This is a genomic window from Nonomuraea recticatena (assembly GCF_039533245.1).
In the GTDB taxonomy this organism is placed as follows: domain Bacteria; phylum Actinomycetota; class Actinomycetes; order Streptosporangiales; family Streptosporangiaceae; genus Nonomuraea; species Nonomuraea roseola.
The window spans coordinates 281,848-295,929 of record NZ_BAAATE010000005.1; the positions used below are offsets into that span (position 1 = coordinate 281,848).

The following is a 14,082-nucleotide window of genomic DNA, read 5'->3' on the forward strand; positions in this document are numbered from 1 at the left end:
AGACCACGCCCCCCGCCCGCAGGAGGGTCACCTCACCTACTCCGCGCGCAGGGCGACGACGGGGTCGAGACGGCCGGCCCTGCGGGCGGGGGCGACGCCGAAGAAGACGCCGACGGCCACCGAGACGCCGAAGGCCAGCGCGATCGACCACCAGGTGATGGCGGCGGGCACCGGGGTGACCGCCTGGATGGCCAGTGCGCCCCCCACGCCCAGCAGGATGCCGAGGAGGCCGCCGATGGTGGTCAGCAGCACGGCCTCGATGAGGAACTGGGTCAGGACGTCGCGCTGTCGGGCGCCGAGCGCCTTGCGCAGGCCGATCTCCCGCGTGCGCTCGCGCACGCTGACGAGCATGATGTTGGAGACGCCGACGCCGCCGACCAGCAGGGAGATGCCCGCGATGGCGGCGAGCACGCCGGTGAGCATGCCGAGGACGCTGCCGATCGTGCCCAGCAGCTGGGTCTGGGTGACGGCGGAGAAGCGCTCGCCCGGATAGCGCTCGCCCAGCGCGGCGACCACCTTCTGCTGGAGCGGCTCGATCTCGTCGGGACCCGAGGCGCCGACCGCGATGCCGTTGATCCTGTCGGCGCCGATCAGCCGCTGAGCGGTGGTGACGGGGACGTGGACCTCCTTGTCGCGGGCCACGCCGAAGGTCGCGCCGACCGTCGTGTAGACGCCGACCACGCGGAAGCGCGCCCCCGACACGGTGATCTGCCTGCCGACCGGGTCGACGTCGCCGAAGAGCTGGTCGGCCACCTCCACGCCGAGCACCGTCACCCTGCGGCGGGTGTCGACGTCGGTCTCGGTCAGGTAGCGGCCCCTGTCGAGGGGGCGCTGGAAGATGTTGGGCAGGTTCTCGTCGGTCCCGACGATCGTGACGAACGCCTCCTGCCTGCCCACTCGCACGGTCTCGCCCGACTGGACGGAGACGGTCACCTTGGAGGGGTCGCCCACCACGCGGCGGACGAACGCGGCGTCGGACAGGTTCAACCTGCTCTGGGTGGGGGCCGCGCCGACGCTGAGCTGGCCGGGGACGACGAGGATGATGTTGCTGCCCAGGCCGGAGATCTCGCGTTCGATGGCGTTCTTCGCGCCCGATCCGATCGCCACGAGGATCACCACGGCCAGGACGCCGATGATCACGCCGAGCATGGTGAGCACGCTGCGCAGGCGGTTGACCCTCAGGGCCTCCAGCGCCATGAAGAACGCCTCGCGCGCCCTCACCTGGCCCCGCCCTCGTCCCGCGCGCGCTCCGCGAGCGCGGTGTCGAGCTCGATCAGGCCGTCACGCACGTGGATCTGGCGGCGCGCGTGGGCGGCGACCTCCGGCTCGTGGGTGACCAGGACGATCGCCACCCCGCTGTCGGCGTTCAGCCTGTCGAGGATGGCCATCACCTCGTCGCCGTTACGGGTGTCGAGGTTCCCCGTCGGCTCGTCGGCCAGCAGCACCGAGGGCTCGCCCACCAGCGCCCTGGCGATCGCCACCCGCTGCTGCTCGCCGCCCGACATCTGCGAGGGCCTGTGGTCCAGCCGGTGGCCGAGCCCGACCGCCTCCAGCGCCCTGCGCGCCCTGTCGCGCCGCTCGGCCTTGCCCGTGCCCCTGTAGACCAGCGGCAGCGCCACGTTGTCCAGCGCCGACGTACGGCCCAGCAGGTGGAAGGACTGGAAGACGAAGCCGATCGTCCTGTTGCGCAGTTCGGCCAGGGAGGTGTCGGACAGCCCCGACATCTCCACCCCGTTGACGCGCAGCGCTCCCGACGTGGGACGGTCGAGGCAGCCGAGCAGGTGCATCAACGTCGACTTGCCCGAACCCGAAGGCCCGATGATCGCCACGAACTCACCGGGCTCGATCCGCAGGCTCACCCCGCGCAGCGCCTCGACCGACACGCCTTCGAGCTGGTAGGAGCGCTTGAGGTCGACCGCCTCGAGGGCCGCGCTCATGACAGCCGCTGGCCCTGCCGTACGGCGTCGGCGCCCTTGACCACGACCCGCTCGCCCACCGTCAGCCCGCTCACCACCTCGACCACGGCCTCGCCCTGGGCGCCGAGCTTGACCACGCGGCGCTGGGCCGTACCGTCGGCCGAGACCCAGACCACGCTCTCGCGCCCGCTGGAGACGACCGCGGAGGCGGGCACCGCGACGGCGTCCTGCGACTCGCGGACGGTGAGCCTGGTGACCGCGCTCATGCCCGGCTTGGGGGTGGGCGCCTTGGATCCGTCGTCGTAGACGCCGGATCCGAGCGCGAGCTGCACCGGATAGCTGACGCCTCCGGTGCTGGCCTGCATGGGCTGGACGCCGACGCCGGTCACCCTGGCGGTGTAGGTGGCGCCTGGTACGGCGTCGAGCTCGACCTCCGCGCGGGTCTCCGGCTTCACCAGCAGCACGTCTGTCTCGTCGACGTCGGCGGACAGTGTCAGCCTGGAGACGTCGGTGACGGTGACGATCGCGTCGCCCGCCGACACCGGCACCCCGGTCGCCACGGGAGAGCCGCCGCCCGACGAGCCTCCCGACGGTGCGGCGGGCAGCTGCGCGGCGGAGGCGCCAGGGATCTGCCCGAGCAGCCCGCTCAGCCCGCTGGACCCGCCGCCGCCAGAGGGACGACCGAGCGTGACGACGCCGCCGAAGGGCGCCTTGATCGTGAGCCCCTTCACTGTCGACTCCGCCGCCTTGACCGCCGCCCTGGCCTGCGTGCGCGAGGCCGCCTGCAGCGACGACATGGACGAGGTGAGCCCGCTGGTCAGCTGGCTGGTGAAGCCGCTGATCGTGCGGTTGAGCGAGGCCGTGATCTGGGAGAGCGCCTGCTTCTGCGCCCTGTGCTGGGTCTCGGCCAGCGAGATGGCCGACAGCAGCTGCCTGCGCGCGGCCTTGTCCTTGACCTTGCGGGCCTCGGACCTGGCTCTGGCGAAGTGTCCGAGCACCTTGCGGTCGAAGGCGCTGGTGTCGAAGGCCGCCACGCTGAGCCTCGGGGCGGCCGGCGTGGCGGGGGGCCTGGCCGCGCCGCGCGCCTGGCTCAGCTGGCTGACCGCCTGCGGGGAGCGGATCCTGGCCAGGATCTGCCCCTCGGCGACCTTCTCGCCGTCGCGCACGTAGAGCTTGCCTACCGTGCCCTGGGCGGAGGCGCGCAGGGTCGCGGTGGCTCGGGCGCCGATCGTGGCAGGCGCCTCGACGACCTCGGTGACCGGGGCGCGCTTCACCTCGGCGAGCTGGTAGGCGGGCGGCTCGTCGGCCGTGCAGCCGGTCACCGCCAACAGGACGAGCAGCGGGGGTAACCCGCGACGAACCGTCACCCGGCCTAGGGTAAAGGCAGGGTCAGGCGCCCGCCTGACGGACCCCTCACACCGCCGGTGGGGCGCTGGGAACCGGGTCAGCCGGAGGCGAGCTCGCGTCCCCTGTCGCGGGCGGCCTCGATGGCGGCCAGGAAGGCCGCGCGCACGCTGTGACGCTCCAGCTCGGCGATCGCCGCGATCGTCGTGCCACCCGGCGAGGTGACCGCCTCGCGGAGGATCACCGGGTGCTCCCCCGAGTCGCGCAGCATGATCGCCGCACCCACGATGGACTGCGTCACCATGTCCAGCGCCGCCGCGCGCGGCATGCCGAGCAGGATGCCCGCGTCGACCATCGCCTCGACCAGGTAGAAGAAGTAGGCAGGCCCGCTGCCCGACAGCGCCGTCGCGGCGTCCTGCTGCGACTCGGGGATGCGCAGCACCTTGCCCACCGGCTTCAGGAGGTTCTCGGTGAGCTGGAGGTGCTCCTCGCCCGCGTGCGCGCCGGCCGAGATGACGCTCATCGCCTCGTCGAACCTGATCGGCGTGTTCGACATGACCCTGACCACCGGCACGTCCACACCGAGCCGCTGCTCGACGAAGGCGGTCGTGATGCCGGCCGCCGCCGAGATGACCAGGCGGTCGGCGGGCACGTAGGGGGCGATCTCGGCCAGCAGGGCGGCCATGTCCTGCGGCTTCACCGCCAGGATCAGCGTGTCGGCGGTCTTGGCCGCCTCGGAGTTGGACACCGTCCGCACCCCGTAGGTCTCGCGCAGCGCCTGGGCCCGCTCGCCCCTGCGCACGGTGGCCAGGATGTCGCCCGGCTTGAACCCGGCCCGCAGCAGCCCCGACAGAAGGGCCTCGCCCATCTTGCCGGTTCCCAGAATCGCAATCATGCGGGAAGCCTACCCAGGCTGCCGAAACGACCGCGCGGGGATCCCGCCGGCCGGCTAGCCGCGTGACACGAGAGAGCGCAGGAAGAAGGCCAGATTGGCGGGGCGCTCGGCCAGGCGGCGCATGAGGTAGGCGTACCAGTCGTCGCCGTAGGGCACGTACACCCTCATCCTGGCGCCGAGCCCGGCCAGGCGCTCCTGCTCGGCGGGGCGCACGCCGTACAGCATCTGGTACTCGAAGGCCGTGGAGTCGCGTCCGTGCAGCACCGCCAGGGCCGAGGCGATCTCGATCAGGCGGGGATCGTGCGTGGCGACCATCGGGTAGCCGGCGCCCTCCATGAGCACCTTGAGGCAGCGGACGTAACTGCGGTCGATCTCCCTGGCCGAGGAGTGGGCCAGCGCCTCCGGCGCGCTGTACGCGCCCTTGCACAGCCGCACCCTGGAGCCTTCGAGCTTCTTGCAGCGCTCGACGGCGTCGCGCAGATAGGCCTGCACGACCACGCCGACCTCCGCGTGCTCCTTGCGCAGCGTGGAGTGGATCGACATCTGGGCCTCGACGGTGTCGTACTCCTCGGCGTCGAGGGTGACCGTGAGGCCCCTGCCCGCCGCCGCCTCGCAGACCGACGCGGCGTTGTCGAGGGCCAGCTGCTCCGACAGGCGCAGGCCCAGCGCGGTCAGCTTGACCGAGAGATCGGCCCCCTCGGGCAGGCGTTCCAGCATCGCGAGGCAGGCGCGCACCTCGTGGTCGGCCTGGGTCCTGTCGGCGACCTCCTCACCCAGGTGGTCGACCGTGACGAGCAGGCCCCTGTCGGTCAGGTCGCGCATCACGGCGTCGACGTCGTCGGCCACGTAGCGTCTGACCACCTGTCTGGTCAGAGGCGAGGAGGACACGAGGCGCTCGGCGCGCTTACTTCGCGAGGCGGCAAGAAGGACGTGACGCAGCACATATCCAGCCTAGACCTCCGAAGCTCCTCGATCACCGACCCCGCGCCGATGCGGCCACGGCATGGCGTGAACCCGGCCGTCCCCGGATCCGTCTTAGGGATATGCGCAGAACAGCCCTGCTGGCCGGATGCCTGATGCTGACCGCGAGCTGTGGCGCGGCCGCCACCGGCGCCGCCAGCCACACGGTCCCCCACAAGTCCGTCACCGCCCAGCCGGTGATCACCACTCCCTCACAGTCTCCGACACCGCCGCCCAAGGCGGTCAAGCCTGTGGGCGACACCGTCAACACGCGCAAGGTCCCCTTCACCGGCGCCAAGGCCTTCGACCGTGGCCGCAAGGTCAAGCTCGTCTGGTGGTCGGGCGTCGAGCCGTGCACGGTGCTCGACAGGGTCAGGGTGAAGGAGACGTCCCGGCGGGTGACCATCACCCTCTACGAGGGCACGGCCGCCAAGGCCAAGGACGTCTCCTGCATCATGATGGCCGTGCAGAAGACGACGACGGTCAAGCTGAAGGCCCCGATCGGCAAGCGCAAGATCGTCGACGGCGGCAAGCAACGCTAGGACTTCGCCTTCTCGCAGTTGCCCGGCTCCTGGGGCGCCGAGTCGGTCCACCGCGCGCTCTCGAGCGCCTCGTAACCCATGATCCTTCCCGTGTCGACGGCGAGGTCCAGGTCGGCCAGCGGCGCCCCGGTCGCCAGGTCGATGACGGTGCGGCCCTGGATCTCGACCTCCTCCTTCCCGAACGACACCGTCCCGCGCGCGTCGTCGAACGACACGGAGATCCCCGGCCTGCCCAGCGGGTCCACCGTCTCACCGTGCACCTTGGTGCCCGGTAGCGTCGCGAGCATCCGCAGCAGCGCGGCTCTGGTCCCAGGCTCGATCGGCATCCACAGCAGCGAGGCCGTGGACGGGAGGAAGTCCTCGAAGCTCTGCGTGAAGCCGTTGTCGGACCAGGTCCGGTGGTACGGCCTCAGCGCCTCGCGCAACCGGTCGGGGTCGTCGGGCAGCTTCCGCAGATCTTCGACGGTGAACTTCCCTACTCCGTATTCGGGCAGATGACCATCCCGCGTCCACCAGTAGGAGCAGTCCGTCGGCACGGCGCCGACCTTGACGGACGCGCAGGGGCCCGCTCCGGAGGGGCAGATGTTCCGCACCCGCTCGGGCGCGCCCGCCGCGCGCCACGCCTGCTCGTCCTGCGGCGACGCGGGCATCACCGAGCGCGTCCTCCTCTCCATCATGCCGGGGGTGGCCGGATCCCGCGGCTGCCAGAGCTCGGTCGACTCCTCCGCCCGCAGCGTGTACGGCGGCTCGCCGGTGCGCAGGAGCCCTCCGCCGATCTGCGTCCTGCGCCAGTAGGCCCCGTCCGCCGGCGGCTGCCTCGACGCGTTCTCCGCCGCCTGCAGCAGGAGGTCGATGCCCGTGGGGCGGACCAGGACCGGAGCGGCGACCGGGGCCATGGTCGACACCAGCACGATCACGGTCGTGACGACCGTCGCCGTGGCCAGGGCGGCGCCGGCCGCCCAGCCCCAGTTCCACCGGCTGCCGCGCCGATCACGTGCCGGCTTCCGCGCCGGGGTGGAAGCCCGCTCCGCCGCCAGGACGCTCGCCTTGGCCCTGGCGGTCGCCTCCGCCGACGGCGGCGGCGCGTCAGGCAGCGACTGCGAGAGCAGCGTGATCTCATCCATCGTGGTCCTCCAGGTCGCCGAGCGTCTTCCGCAGTTGCTTACGCGCCCTGTTCAGCCGGGACGCGACGGTTCCGTAGGGGATGCCGAGGGCTTCGGCCACCTCCGCGTGGGTGAGGCCTGCCAGGGCGATCAGCAGGACCACGTCGCGGTCGCCGCGCTTGAGCCCGGCCAGCGCCCCCGCCAGCCTGCCGGTCAGCGCCCCTGCCGCGACGCGCGCGAGCGTCGTCTCCTCGTGGCTCTCCGCTCTCTCGGCTCGGCGGTACGGCCGAGCGCCTTCCATCTCCTGACCTCGGCACGGCGGTGCTTGGCCACCAGGTTGGTGGCGATGCCGTACAGCCAGGGTCTGACCTCGCCTCTGGACGGGTCGTAGCCGCCGCGGACGGCCACCAGGAACACCTCGGCCGCCAGGTCGTCGGCGACGTCGGAGGAGAGCCTGCGGGCGATGTACCGGTGCACCTCGGGCCAGTGTGCGTCGAAGGTCCGTTCCAGCCAGGTGGTCGCGTCCTGCGCGGTCGAAGGGGGAACTGTCATGGCACCACGCCTCGTTCGGGATGTGAGTCACCCGTTTTTTCCCGAAAGCCCGGAATGCTTTCACGAGGATCGGGGTTGAGTCGGGTAGGCTCAACTCGTTTGACAAACCACCCGGCCGTTCATAGGTTGAGCCTCATCAGCTCAACTTTGACTACAAGGACGTACTCATGGCACGTGCGGTAGGTATCGACCTGGGGACGACCAACTCCGTCGTCTCGATCCTCGAGGGCGGTGAGCCCACTGTCATCGCGAACGCGCAGGGCTCCAGGACCACGCCGTCCGTGGTCGCCTTCGCGAAGAACGGCGAGGTCCTGGTGGGCGAAGTGGCCAAGCGCCAGGCCGTCACCAACGTGGACCGGACGATTCGCTCGGTCAAGCGCGAGATGGGCACCAACTGGTCCCAGGAGATCGACGGCAAGAAGTTCTCCCCGCAGCAGATCAGCGCCTTCGTCCTGCAGAAGCTCAAGCAGGACGCCGAGGCCTACCTGGGCGAGAAGATCACCGACGCGGTGATCACCGTCCCGGCCTACTTCAACGACTCCCAGCGCCAGGCCACCAAGGAGGCCGGCACGATCGCGGGCCTCAACGTGCTCCGCATCATCAACGAGCCGACCGCGGCGGCGCTGGCCTACGGTCTCGACAAGGACCAGGACCAGACGATCCTCGTCTTCGACCTCGGCGGCGGCACCTTCGACGTGTCCCTGCTCGACGTCGGCCAGGAGGACGGCCACGGCTTCGTCGAGGTGAAGGCGACCTCGGGCGACAACCACCTCGGTGGCGACGACTGGGACCAGCGCATCGTCGACGAGCTCGTCAAGCGCTTCCAGAACGCCCACGGCGTCGACCTGGCCAAGGACAAGATGGCTCTCCAGCGCCTGCGTGAGGCCGCGGAGAAGGCCAAGATCGAGCTGTCCAGCCAGTCCGAGACCAACATCAACCTGCCCTACATCACGGCCTCCTCCGAGGGCCCGCTGCACCTGGACGAGAAGCTCACCCGTTCGGAGTTCCAGCGCCTGACGGCCGACCTGCTCGAGCGGACCAAGGGCCCGTTCCACCAGGTCATCAAGGACGCCGGCATCAAGGTCTCCGACATCGCGCACGTCGTGCTCGTCGGCGGCTCGACCCGTATGCCCGCCGTCTCCGAGCTGGTCAAGGAGCTCACCGGCGGCAAGGAGCCCAACAAGGGCGTCAACCCCGACGAGGTCGTCGCCATCGGCGCCGCCCTGCAGGCGGGCGTGCTCAAGGGTGAGGTCAAGGACGTCCTGCTGCTCGACGTGACCCCGCTGTCGCTGGGCATCGAGACCAAGGGCGGCATCTTCACCAAGATCATCGAGCGCAACACCACGATCCCGACCAAGCGCTCGGAGGTCTTCACCACGGCCGAGGACAACCAGCCGTCGGTGCAGATCCAGGTCTACCAGGGCGAGCGCGAGATCGCTTCGTACAACAAGAAGCTGGCCACGTTCGAGCTGACGGGCATCGCCCCGGCTCCGCGCGGCATCCCGCAGATCGAGGTCACCTTCGACATCGACGCCAACGGCATCGTCAACGTCTCCGCCAAGGACCTCGGCACCGGCAAGGAACAGACGATGACGATCACCGGCGGCTCCGCGCTGCCGAAGGACGACATCGAGCGCATGATGCGCGAGGCCGAGTCGTACGCCGAGGAGGACAAGAAGCGCCGTGAGGAGGCGGAGGTCCGCAACAACGCGGACGGTCTCGCCTACCAGACGGAGAAGTTCCTCCGCGAGAACGACGACAAGGTTCCCGGCGAGATCAAGACTGAGGTGAACGACGCGCTCGCGGAGCTGAAGAAGGCTCTGGAGGGCACCGACACCGACACGATCCGCAACTCGGCCGAGAAGCTCGCCACCGTCAGCCAGAAGATGGGCTCGGCGATCTACGCCCAGAACCAGCAGGCGGGCGCCGCCCCCGAGGGTGACGACACCACCGCGCAGGCCAAGGCCGACGGCGACGACGACGTCGTCGAAGCCGAGATCGTGGACGAAGACCAGCCCAAGAAGGACCAGTGACGATGTCTGACCCGCGCGATAACGGGCCCGAGACGGAGCCAGTGATCCGCGACAACCGCAAGATCGACCCCGAGACGGGTCAGGCGAGGTCCGCCGCGGACGAGCAGCAGCCCAAGGCCGCTGCTCCCGTGGCGGAGGGTGGTGACGCTCAGCTGCTGGCCGAGCGCACCGCCGACCTCCAGCGCCTTCAGGCGGAGTACACCAACTACCGCAGGCGGGTCGAGCGGGACAGGATCGCGGTACGCGAGCAGGCCGTCGCAGGCGCCCTCTCCGAGCTGCTACCGGTCCTCGACGACATCGGCAGGGCCCGCGACCACGGTGAGCTGAACGGCGGTTTCGCCAAGGTCGCCGAGTCGCTGGAGGCCGCGGTCACCAAGCTGGGGCTGACCTCGTTCGGGCAGAAGGGCGACCCCTTCGACCCGACGGTGCACGAGGCGCTGATGCACAGCTACTCCTCGGAGGTGACCGAGCCGACCGCCATCGAGGTGCTGCAGCCCGGCTACCGCATCGGCGATCGGGTGCTGCGTCCCGCACGGGTCGCGGTGGCCGAGCCCGAGGACGCCCCTGCCGCGTCTGACGAAGACTAAGAACATCCCCCGAAAGGACGCATAGATGAGCACCAAGGACTACTTGGAAAAGGACTACTACGCCGTCCTTGGTGTGCCCAAGACCGCCACCGCCGACGAGATCAAGAAGGCCTACCGGAAGCTGGCCAGGCAGTACCACCCCGACGCCAATCAGGGTGACGCCGCCAAGGAGGCCAGGTTCAAGGAGATCTCCGAGGCCAACGACGTGCTCTCCGACTCCAAGCGGCGCAAGGAGTACGACGAGGCGCGCACGCTGTTCGGCTCGGGCGTGGGCGCGCCGAGGCCGGGTGGCGGCAGCGGCGGGTTTCCTTTCGACTTCGGCGACCTGTTCGGCGGCACGGGCCAGCAGGGCGGGAGCACGAGCGACCGCATCGGCGACCTGTTCGGGGGACTGTTCAACAGAGGCGGCGGCGCGGGCGCCCGCACCACGGGCGCGACGACCAGGCCGAGGCGCGGCCAGGACATCGAGTCCGAGGTCACGCTCTCCTTCACCGAGGCCGTCGAGGGTCACACCGTCTCGCTCAGGCTGACCACGTCGTCGGCGTGCAAGGCCTGTAGCGGCACGGGCGCCAAGGCGGGCACGACCCCGAGGGTCTGCCCCACCTGTGAGGGCACCGGCGCGGCCAGCCGCAACCTGGGCAACTTCGCCTTCTCCGAGCCGTGCCGCGACTGCAAGGGCCGCGGTCTCCTCGTCGACGACCCCTGCCCCGTCTGCGACGGAAGCGGCAGGGCCAAGAGCACCCGCACGATCCAGGCGCGCATCCCCGCGGGGGTGGCCGACGGCCAGCGGGTCAAGCTCAAGGGCAAGGGAGCGCCTGGCGAGAACGGCGGTCCCGCGGGAGACCTCTACATCCAGACCCATGTGAAGCCGCACGCGGTGTTCGGGCGGTCGGGCGACAACCTGACCATCACCGTGCCCGTCACCTTCACCGAGGCGGCGCTCGGCGCGGAGATCAAGGTTCCTGTCCTCAAGGGCCTTCCCGTCACTCTGCGCATCCCCGCGGGCACGCCCAACGGCCGCACCTTCAGGGTTCGCGGCAGGGGGGCCGCGCGCAAGGACGGCACCAAGGGCGACCTGCTCGCCACGGTGGAGGTGCTCGTCCCCAAGCAGCTCGACGACAAGTCACGCGAGTTGCTCACGGAGTTCCGCACCGCCACCGCGAGTGAGGACCCGAGGGCCGACCTCATCCAACGGGCCAGAAGCGAGTAGGCCGATGGACGCCAACTACTTCAACCTTTCCGATGAAACACCCGTCTACGTCATCTCCGTGGCCGCCCAGCTGTCCGGTCTGCACCCGCAGACCCTCAGGCAGTACGACCGCCTCGGGCTGGTGTGCCCAGGCCGTACGGCGGGGCGCGGCCGCCTCTACTCGATGCGAGACATCATCCAGCTGCGCGAGGTGCAGCGCCTCTCCCAGGAGGAGGGCATCAACCTCGCCGGCATCAAGCGGATCCTTGAGCTGGAGAACGAGGCGCTGAGGCTGCGTGAGGAGGTTCACCGCCTCAGGGCCGAGATGTCCATGGTCAAAGCTCTGATCCGATACGAGCTGCCACCGGGGGCCTGAACATATGGACTACAAGCTCACCCAGAAGAGCCAGGAAGCGCTGTCGGTCGCGATGCGGCGGGCCGCCGCTGAGGGAAATCCCGAGATCGCGACCGCGCACCTGCTCTCCGCCCTCCTCTCCCAGACCGGCGGCACCGCCGTGCCCCTGCTCGAAGCGGTGGGAGCCGACTGGAAGGCGCTGCGCGCGAAGGTCGAGACCACGCTGGCCGGGCTGCCCAAGGCGCAGGGCGCCACGGTGAGCGCGCCGTCCAGTTCGCGTCAGCTCCTCACCGTGATCAACACCGCCGCGCAGCGGGCCAAGCGGCTCGAGGACGAGTACGTCTCGACCGAGCACCTGCTGGTCGGCCTCGCGACCGACGGCGGCGAGATGGCGAGCCTGCTGAAGGACGCGGGGGCCACGCCACAGGCGCTGCTCGACGCCTTCGAGCAGGTGCGCGGGCACGCCCGCGTCACCAGCGAGACACCCGAGGACACCTACCAGGCGCTGGAGAAGTACGGCGTCGACCTGACCGAGCACGCCCGCAGCGGCAAGCTCGACCCCGTCATCGGGCGCGACTCCGAGATCAGGCGCGTGGTGCAGGTGCTCTCGCGCCGTACCAAGAACAACCCGGTGCTGATCGGCGAGCCTGGCGTGGGCAAGACCGCCGTCGTCGAGGGCCTGGCCCAGCGCATCGTGGCCGGCGACGTGCCCGAGTCGCTGCGCAACAAGAAGCTGATCTCCCTCGACCTCAGCGCGATGGTGGCGGGCGCCAAGTACCGCGGCGAGTTCGAGGAGCGGCTCAAGGCCGTGCTCTCCGAGATCAAGGAGAGCAACGGGCAGATCGTCACCTTCATCGACGAGCTGCACACCATGGTCGGCGCGGGCGCCGCCGAGGGCGCGATGGACGCGGGCAACATGCTCAAGCCCATGCTGGCCCGCGGCGAGCTGCGTATGATCGGCGCGACCACGCTCGACGAGTACCGCGAGCGCATCGAGAAGGACCCCGCGCTGGAGCGGCGCTTCCAGCAGGTCTACGTGGGCGAGCCCTCGGTCGAGGACACGATCGCGATCCTGCGCGGGCTGAAGGGCCGCTACGAGGCCCACCACCAGGTGCAGATCGCCGACAGCGCGCTGGTCGCCGCCGCGGCCCTCTCCGACCGCTACATCACCAGCCGCTTCCTGCCCGACAAGGCCATCGACCTGGTCGACGAGGCCGCCTCGCGGCTGCGCATGGAGATCGACTCGCGACCCGTCGAGATCGACCAGCTCCAGCGCAACGTCGACAGGATGAAGATGGAGGAGCTGGCGCTGGCCAAGGAGACCGACGAGGCCTCCGTCCAGCGTCTCGGGCGGCTGCGCGCCGAGCTGGCCGACCGACAGGAGGAGCTCAACGCCCTCGTGGCCAGGTGGCAGAAGGAGAAGGCGGGCCTCAACAGGGTCGGCGACCTGAAGAAGCAGCTCGACGAGGTGCGCGGGTCGGCCGAGCGCTTCCAGCGTGACGGCAACTACGCCGAGGCCTCCAGGCTGCTCTACGACGAGGTGCCGCGGCTGGAGAAGGAGCTCGAGGCCGCCGCCCAGGAGACCCCCGAGCAGCAGATGGTCAAGGAGGAGGTCGGCTCCGACGACATCGCCGAGGTCATCTCCTCGTGGACGGGCATCCCCGCGGGGCGTCTGCTCGAGGCCGAGACCGCCAAGCTGCTGCGCATGGAGGAGGAGCTGGGCACGCGCCTCATCGGTCAGCGCGAGGCCGTCCAGGCGGTCTCCGACGCCGTACGGCGCAGCCGCGCCGGCATCTCCGACCCCGACAGGCCGACGGGCAGCTTCCTGTTCCTCGGGCCGACCGGCGTCGGCAAGACCGAGCTGGCCAAGGCGCTGGCGGAGTTCCTGTTCGACGACGAGCGGGCGATGACCCGCATCGACATGTCCGAGTACTCCGAGAAGCACAGCGTCGCCCGTCTGGTCGGCGCGCCTCCCGGTTACATCGGCTACGAGGAGGGCGGCCAGCTCACCGAGGCCGTGCGGCGCCGTCCCTACACCGTCGTGCTGCTCGACGAGGTCGAGAAGGCCCATCCCGAGGTCTTCGACATCCTGCTCCAGGTGCTCGACGACGGCAGGCTGACCGACGGGCAGGGCCGTACGGTCGACTTCCGCAACACGATCCTGATCCTCACCTCCAACATCGGCTCGCAGTATCTCGTCGACCCGAAGCTGGAGAACGGCGCCAAGCGCGACGCGGTGATGGCGGCGGTGCGCTCGTCGTTCAAGCCCGAGTTCCTCAACAGGCTCGACGACGTCATCCTCTTCGACGCCCTCGGAACCGAGGAGCTGACCAGGATCGTCGATCTGCAGGTGGACCGGCTGGCCCAGCGCCTGGCCGACCGGCGGCTGACGCTCGACGTCACCCCTGCCGCGCGCGACTGGCTGGCGATCACCGGCTACGACCCGATGTACGGCGCCCGCCCGCTGCGCCGTCTGGTGCAGTCGGCCATCGGGGACCAGCTCGCCAAGGCGGTCCTGTCGGGCGAGGTGGTCGACGGCGACACCGTTCTGGTCGACCTCGGCGACGACCAGCTGACGGTCGGCCGCGCCTGACTCCCGCTGAGGC

General features: G+C 70.2%; 14 protein-coding genes. 6 read left to right on the forward strand and 8 right to left on the reverse strand.

The features are described 5' to 3' along the window. Positions 1 to 36 precede the first annotated feature (36 nt). The 5 genes from ABFX50_RS12900 to ABFX50_RS12920 all read right to left on the reverse strand — a co-directional run bounded on the left by ABFX50_RS12900 (position 37) and on the right by ABFX50_RS12920 (position 5,097). The gene (locus ABFX50_RS12900) at positions 37 to 1,221 is read right to left on the reverse strand and encodes an ABC transporter permease (protein WP_346146139.1); all 1,185 of its coding nucleotides are present in this window, start codon (positions 1,219 to 1,221) and stop codon (positions 37 to 39) included. Continuing rightward, positions 1,218 to 1,937 (reverse strand): ABC transporter ATP-binding protein, encoded by a 720-nt coding sequence (locus ABFX50_RS12905; RefSeq protein ID WP_183652151.1) that lies wholly within the window; start codon positions 1,935 to 1,937, stop codon positions 1,218 to 1,220. Before ABFX50_RS12905 ends, ABFX50_RS12900 begins: the two co-directional genes overlap by 4 nt. Then, positions 1,934 to 3,283, reverse strand: coding sequence for an efflux RND transporter periplasmic adaptor subunit (locus ABFX50_RS12910; RefSeq protein ID WP_346146141.1), 1,350 nt, complete (start codon positions 3,281 to 3,283; stop codon positions 1,934 to 1,936). Before ABFX50_RS12910 ends, ABFX50_RS12905 begins: the two co-directional genes overlap by 4 nt. A 77-nt stretch (positions 3,284 to 3,360) precedes the next feature. Beyond that, positions 3,361 to 4,155, reverse strand: coding sequence for a pyrroline-5-carboxylate reductase (proC, locus tag ABFX50_RS12915; RefSeq protein WP_346146143.1), 795 nt, complete (start codon positions 4,153 to 4,155; stop codon positions 3,361 to 3,363). A gap of 54 nt (positions 4,156 to 4,209) precedes the next feature. After that, positions 4,210 to 5,097, reverse strand: coding sequence for a proline dehydrogenase family protein (locus ABFX50_RS12920; RefSeq protein WP_183652159.1), 888 nt, complete (start codon positions 5,095 to 5,097; stop codon positions 4,210 to 4,212). A gap of 101 nt (positions 5,098 to 5,198) precedes the next feature. Here ABFX50_RS12920 and ABFX50_RS12925 point away from each other — a divergent pair, with 101 nt between their 5' ends. Further along, entirely contained in the window at positions 5,199 to 5,657 is a 459-nt protein-coding gene (locus ABFX50_RS12925) for a hypothetical protein (RefSeq protein WP_346146146.1), read from the forward strand. Here ABFX50_RS12925 and ABFX50_RS12930 read toward each other — a convergent pair. The 3 genes from ABFX50_RS12930 to ABFX50_RS12940 are packed head-to-tail and all read right to left on the reverse strand — an operon-like array spanning position 5,654 to position 7,237. Then, positions 5,654 to 6,781, reverse strand: a complete 1,128-nt coding sequence (locus ABFX50_RS12930; RefSeq protein ID WP_346146148.1) for a CU044_5270 family protein — start codon at positions 6,779 to 6,781, stop codon at positions 5,654 to 5,656. The genes ABFX50_RS12925 and ABFX50_RS12930 overlap by 4 nt on opposite strands. Next, positions 6,774 to 7,061: an RNA polymerase sigma factor gene (locus tag ABFX50_RS12935; RefSeq protein WP_346146150.1), complete on the reverse strand. Its 288-nt coding sequence runs from the start codon at positions 7,059 to 7,061 to the stop codon at positions 6,774 to 6,776. Before ABFX50_RS12935 ends, ABFX50_RS12930 begins: the two co-directional genes overlap by 8 nt. Continuing rightward, positions 6,974 to 7,237, reverse strand: coding sequence for an RNA polymerase sigma factor (locus tag ABFX50_RS12940; RefSeq protein WP_346146152.1), 264 nt, complete (start codon positions 7,235 to 7,237; stop codon positions 6,974 to 6,976). The genes ABFX50_RS12935 and ABFX50_RS12940 overlap by 88 nt, the downstream gene beginning before the upstream one ends. Before the next feature lie 242 nt (positions 7,238 to 7,479). Here ABFX50_RS12940 and dnaK point away from each other — a divergent pair, with 242 nt between their 5' ends. From dnaK to clpB, 5 genes are read left to right on the forward strand one after another with little or no spacing between them, the layout of a single operon-like run. After that, positions 7,480 to 9,345, forward strand: coding sequence for a molecular chaperone DnaK (dnaK, locus tag ABFX50_RS12945; protein ID WP_183652171.1), 1,866 nt, complete (start codon positions 7,480 to 7,482; stop codon positions 9,343 to 9,345). A 2-nt stretch (positions 9,346 to 9,347) separates the two neighbouring features. Continuing rightward, positions 9,348 to 9,932 carry a nucleotide exchange factor GrpE gene (gene grpE / locus ABFX50_RS12950; protein WP_183652174.1) on the forward strand — a complete coding sequence of 195 codons (585 nt, stop codon included), beginning with the start codon at positions 9,348 to 9,350 and terminating at the stop codon, positions 9,930 to 9,932. Between the two features lie 25 nt (positions 9,933 to 9,957). Beyond that, positions 9,958 to 11,142: a molecular chaperone DnaJ gene (gene dnaJ, locus ABFX50_RS12955; protein ID WP_183652177.1), complete on the forward strand. Its 1,185-nt coding sequence runs from the start codon at positions 9,958 to 9,960 to the stop codon at positions 11,140 to 11,142. Positions 11,143 to 11,146: 4 nt separating this feature from the next. After that, the gene (locus ABFX50_RS12960) at positions 11,147 to 11,497 is read left to right on the forward strand and encodes a heat shock protein transcriptional repressor HspR (protein WP_183652180.1); all 351 of its coding nucleotides are present in this window, start codon (positions 11,147 to 11,149) and stop codon (positions 11,495 to 11,497) included. A 4-nt stretch (positions 11,498 to 11,501) separates the two neighbouring features. Next, entirely contained in the window at positions 11,502 to 14,069 is a 2,568-nt protein-coding gene (gene clpB, locus ABFX50_RS12965) for an ATP-dependent chaperone ClpB (protein ID WP_346146155.1), read from the forward strand. The last annotated feature ends 13 nt before the right edge of the window (positions 14,070 to 14,082 follow it).

Coding starts and splice junctions, on each gene's coding strand:
- ABFX50_RS12905 (WP_183652151.1), bottom strand. CDS start 1,937: ATGAGCGCGGCCCTCGAGGCGGTCGACCTCAAGCGCTCCTACCAGCTC.
- proC (WP_346146143.1), bottom strand. CDS start 4,155: ATGATTGCGATTCTGGGAACCGGCAAGATGGGCGAGGCCCTTCTGTCG.
- ABFX50_RS12925 (WP_346146146.1), top strand. CDS start 5,199: ATGCGCAGAACAGCCCTGCTGGCCGGATGCCTGATGCTGACCGCGAGC.
- ABFX50_RS12930 (WP_346146148.1), bottom strand. CDS start 6,781: ATGGATGAGATCACGCTGCTCTCGCAGTCGCTGCCTGACGCGCCGCCG.
- ABFX50_RS12935 (WP_346146150.1), bottom strand. CDS start 7,061: ATGGAAGGCGCTCGGCCGTACCGCCGAGCCGAGAGAGCGGAGAGCCAC.
- dnaK (WP_183652171.1), top strand. CDS start 7,480: ATGGCACGTGCGGTAGGTATCGACCTGGGGACGACCAACTCCGTCGTC.
- grpE (WP_183652174.1), top strand. CDS start 9,348: ATGTCTGACCCGCGCGATAACGGGCCCGAGACGGAGCCAGTGATCCGC.
- dnaJ (WP_183652177.1), top strand. CDS start 9,958: ATGAGCACCAAGGACTACTTGGAAAAGGACTACTACGCCGTCCTTGGT.
- ABFX50_RS12960 (WP_183652180.1), top strand. CDS start 11,147: ATGGACGCCAACTACTTCAACCTTTCCGATGAAACACCCGTCTACGTC.
- clpB (WP_346146155.1), top strand. CDS start 11,502: ATGGACTACAAGCTCACCCAGAAGAGCCAGGAAGCGCTGTCGGTCGCG.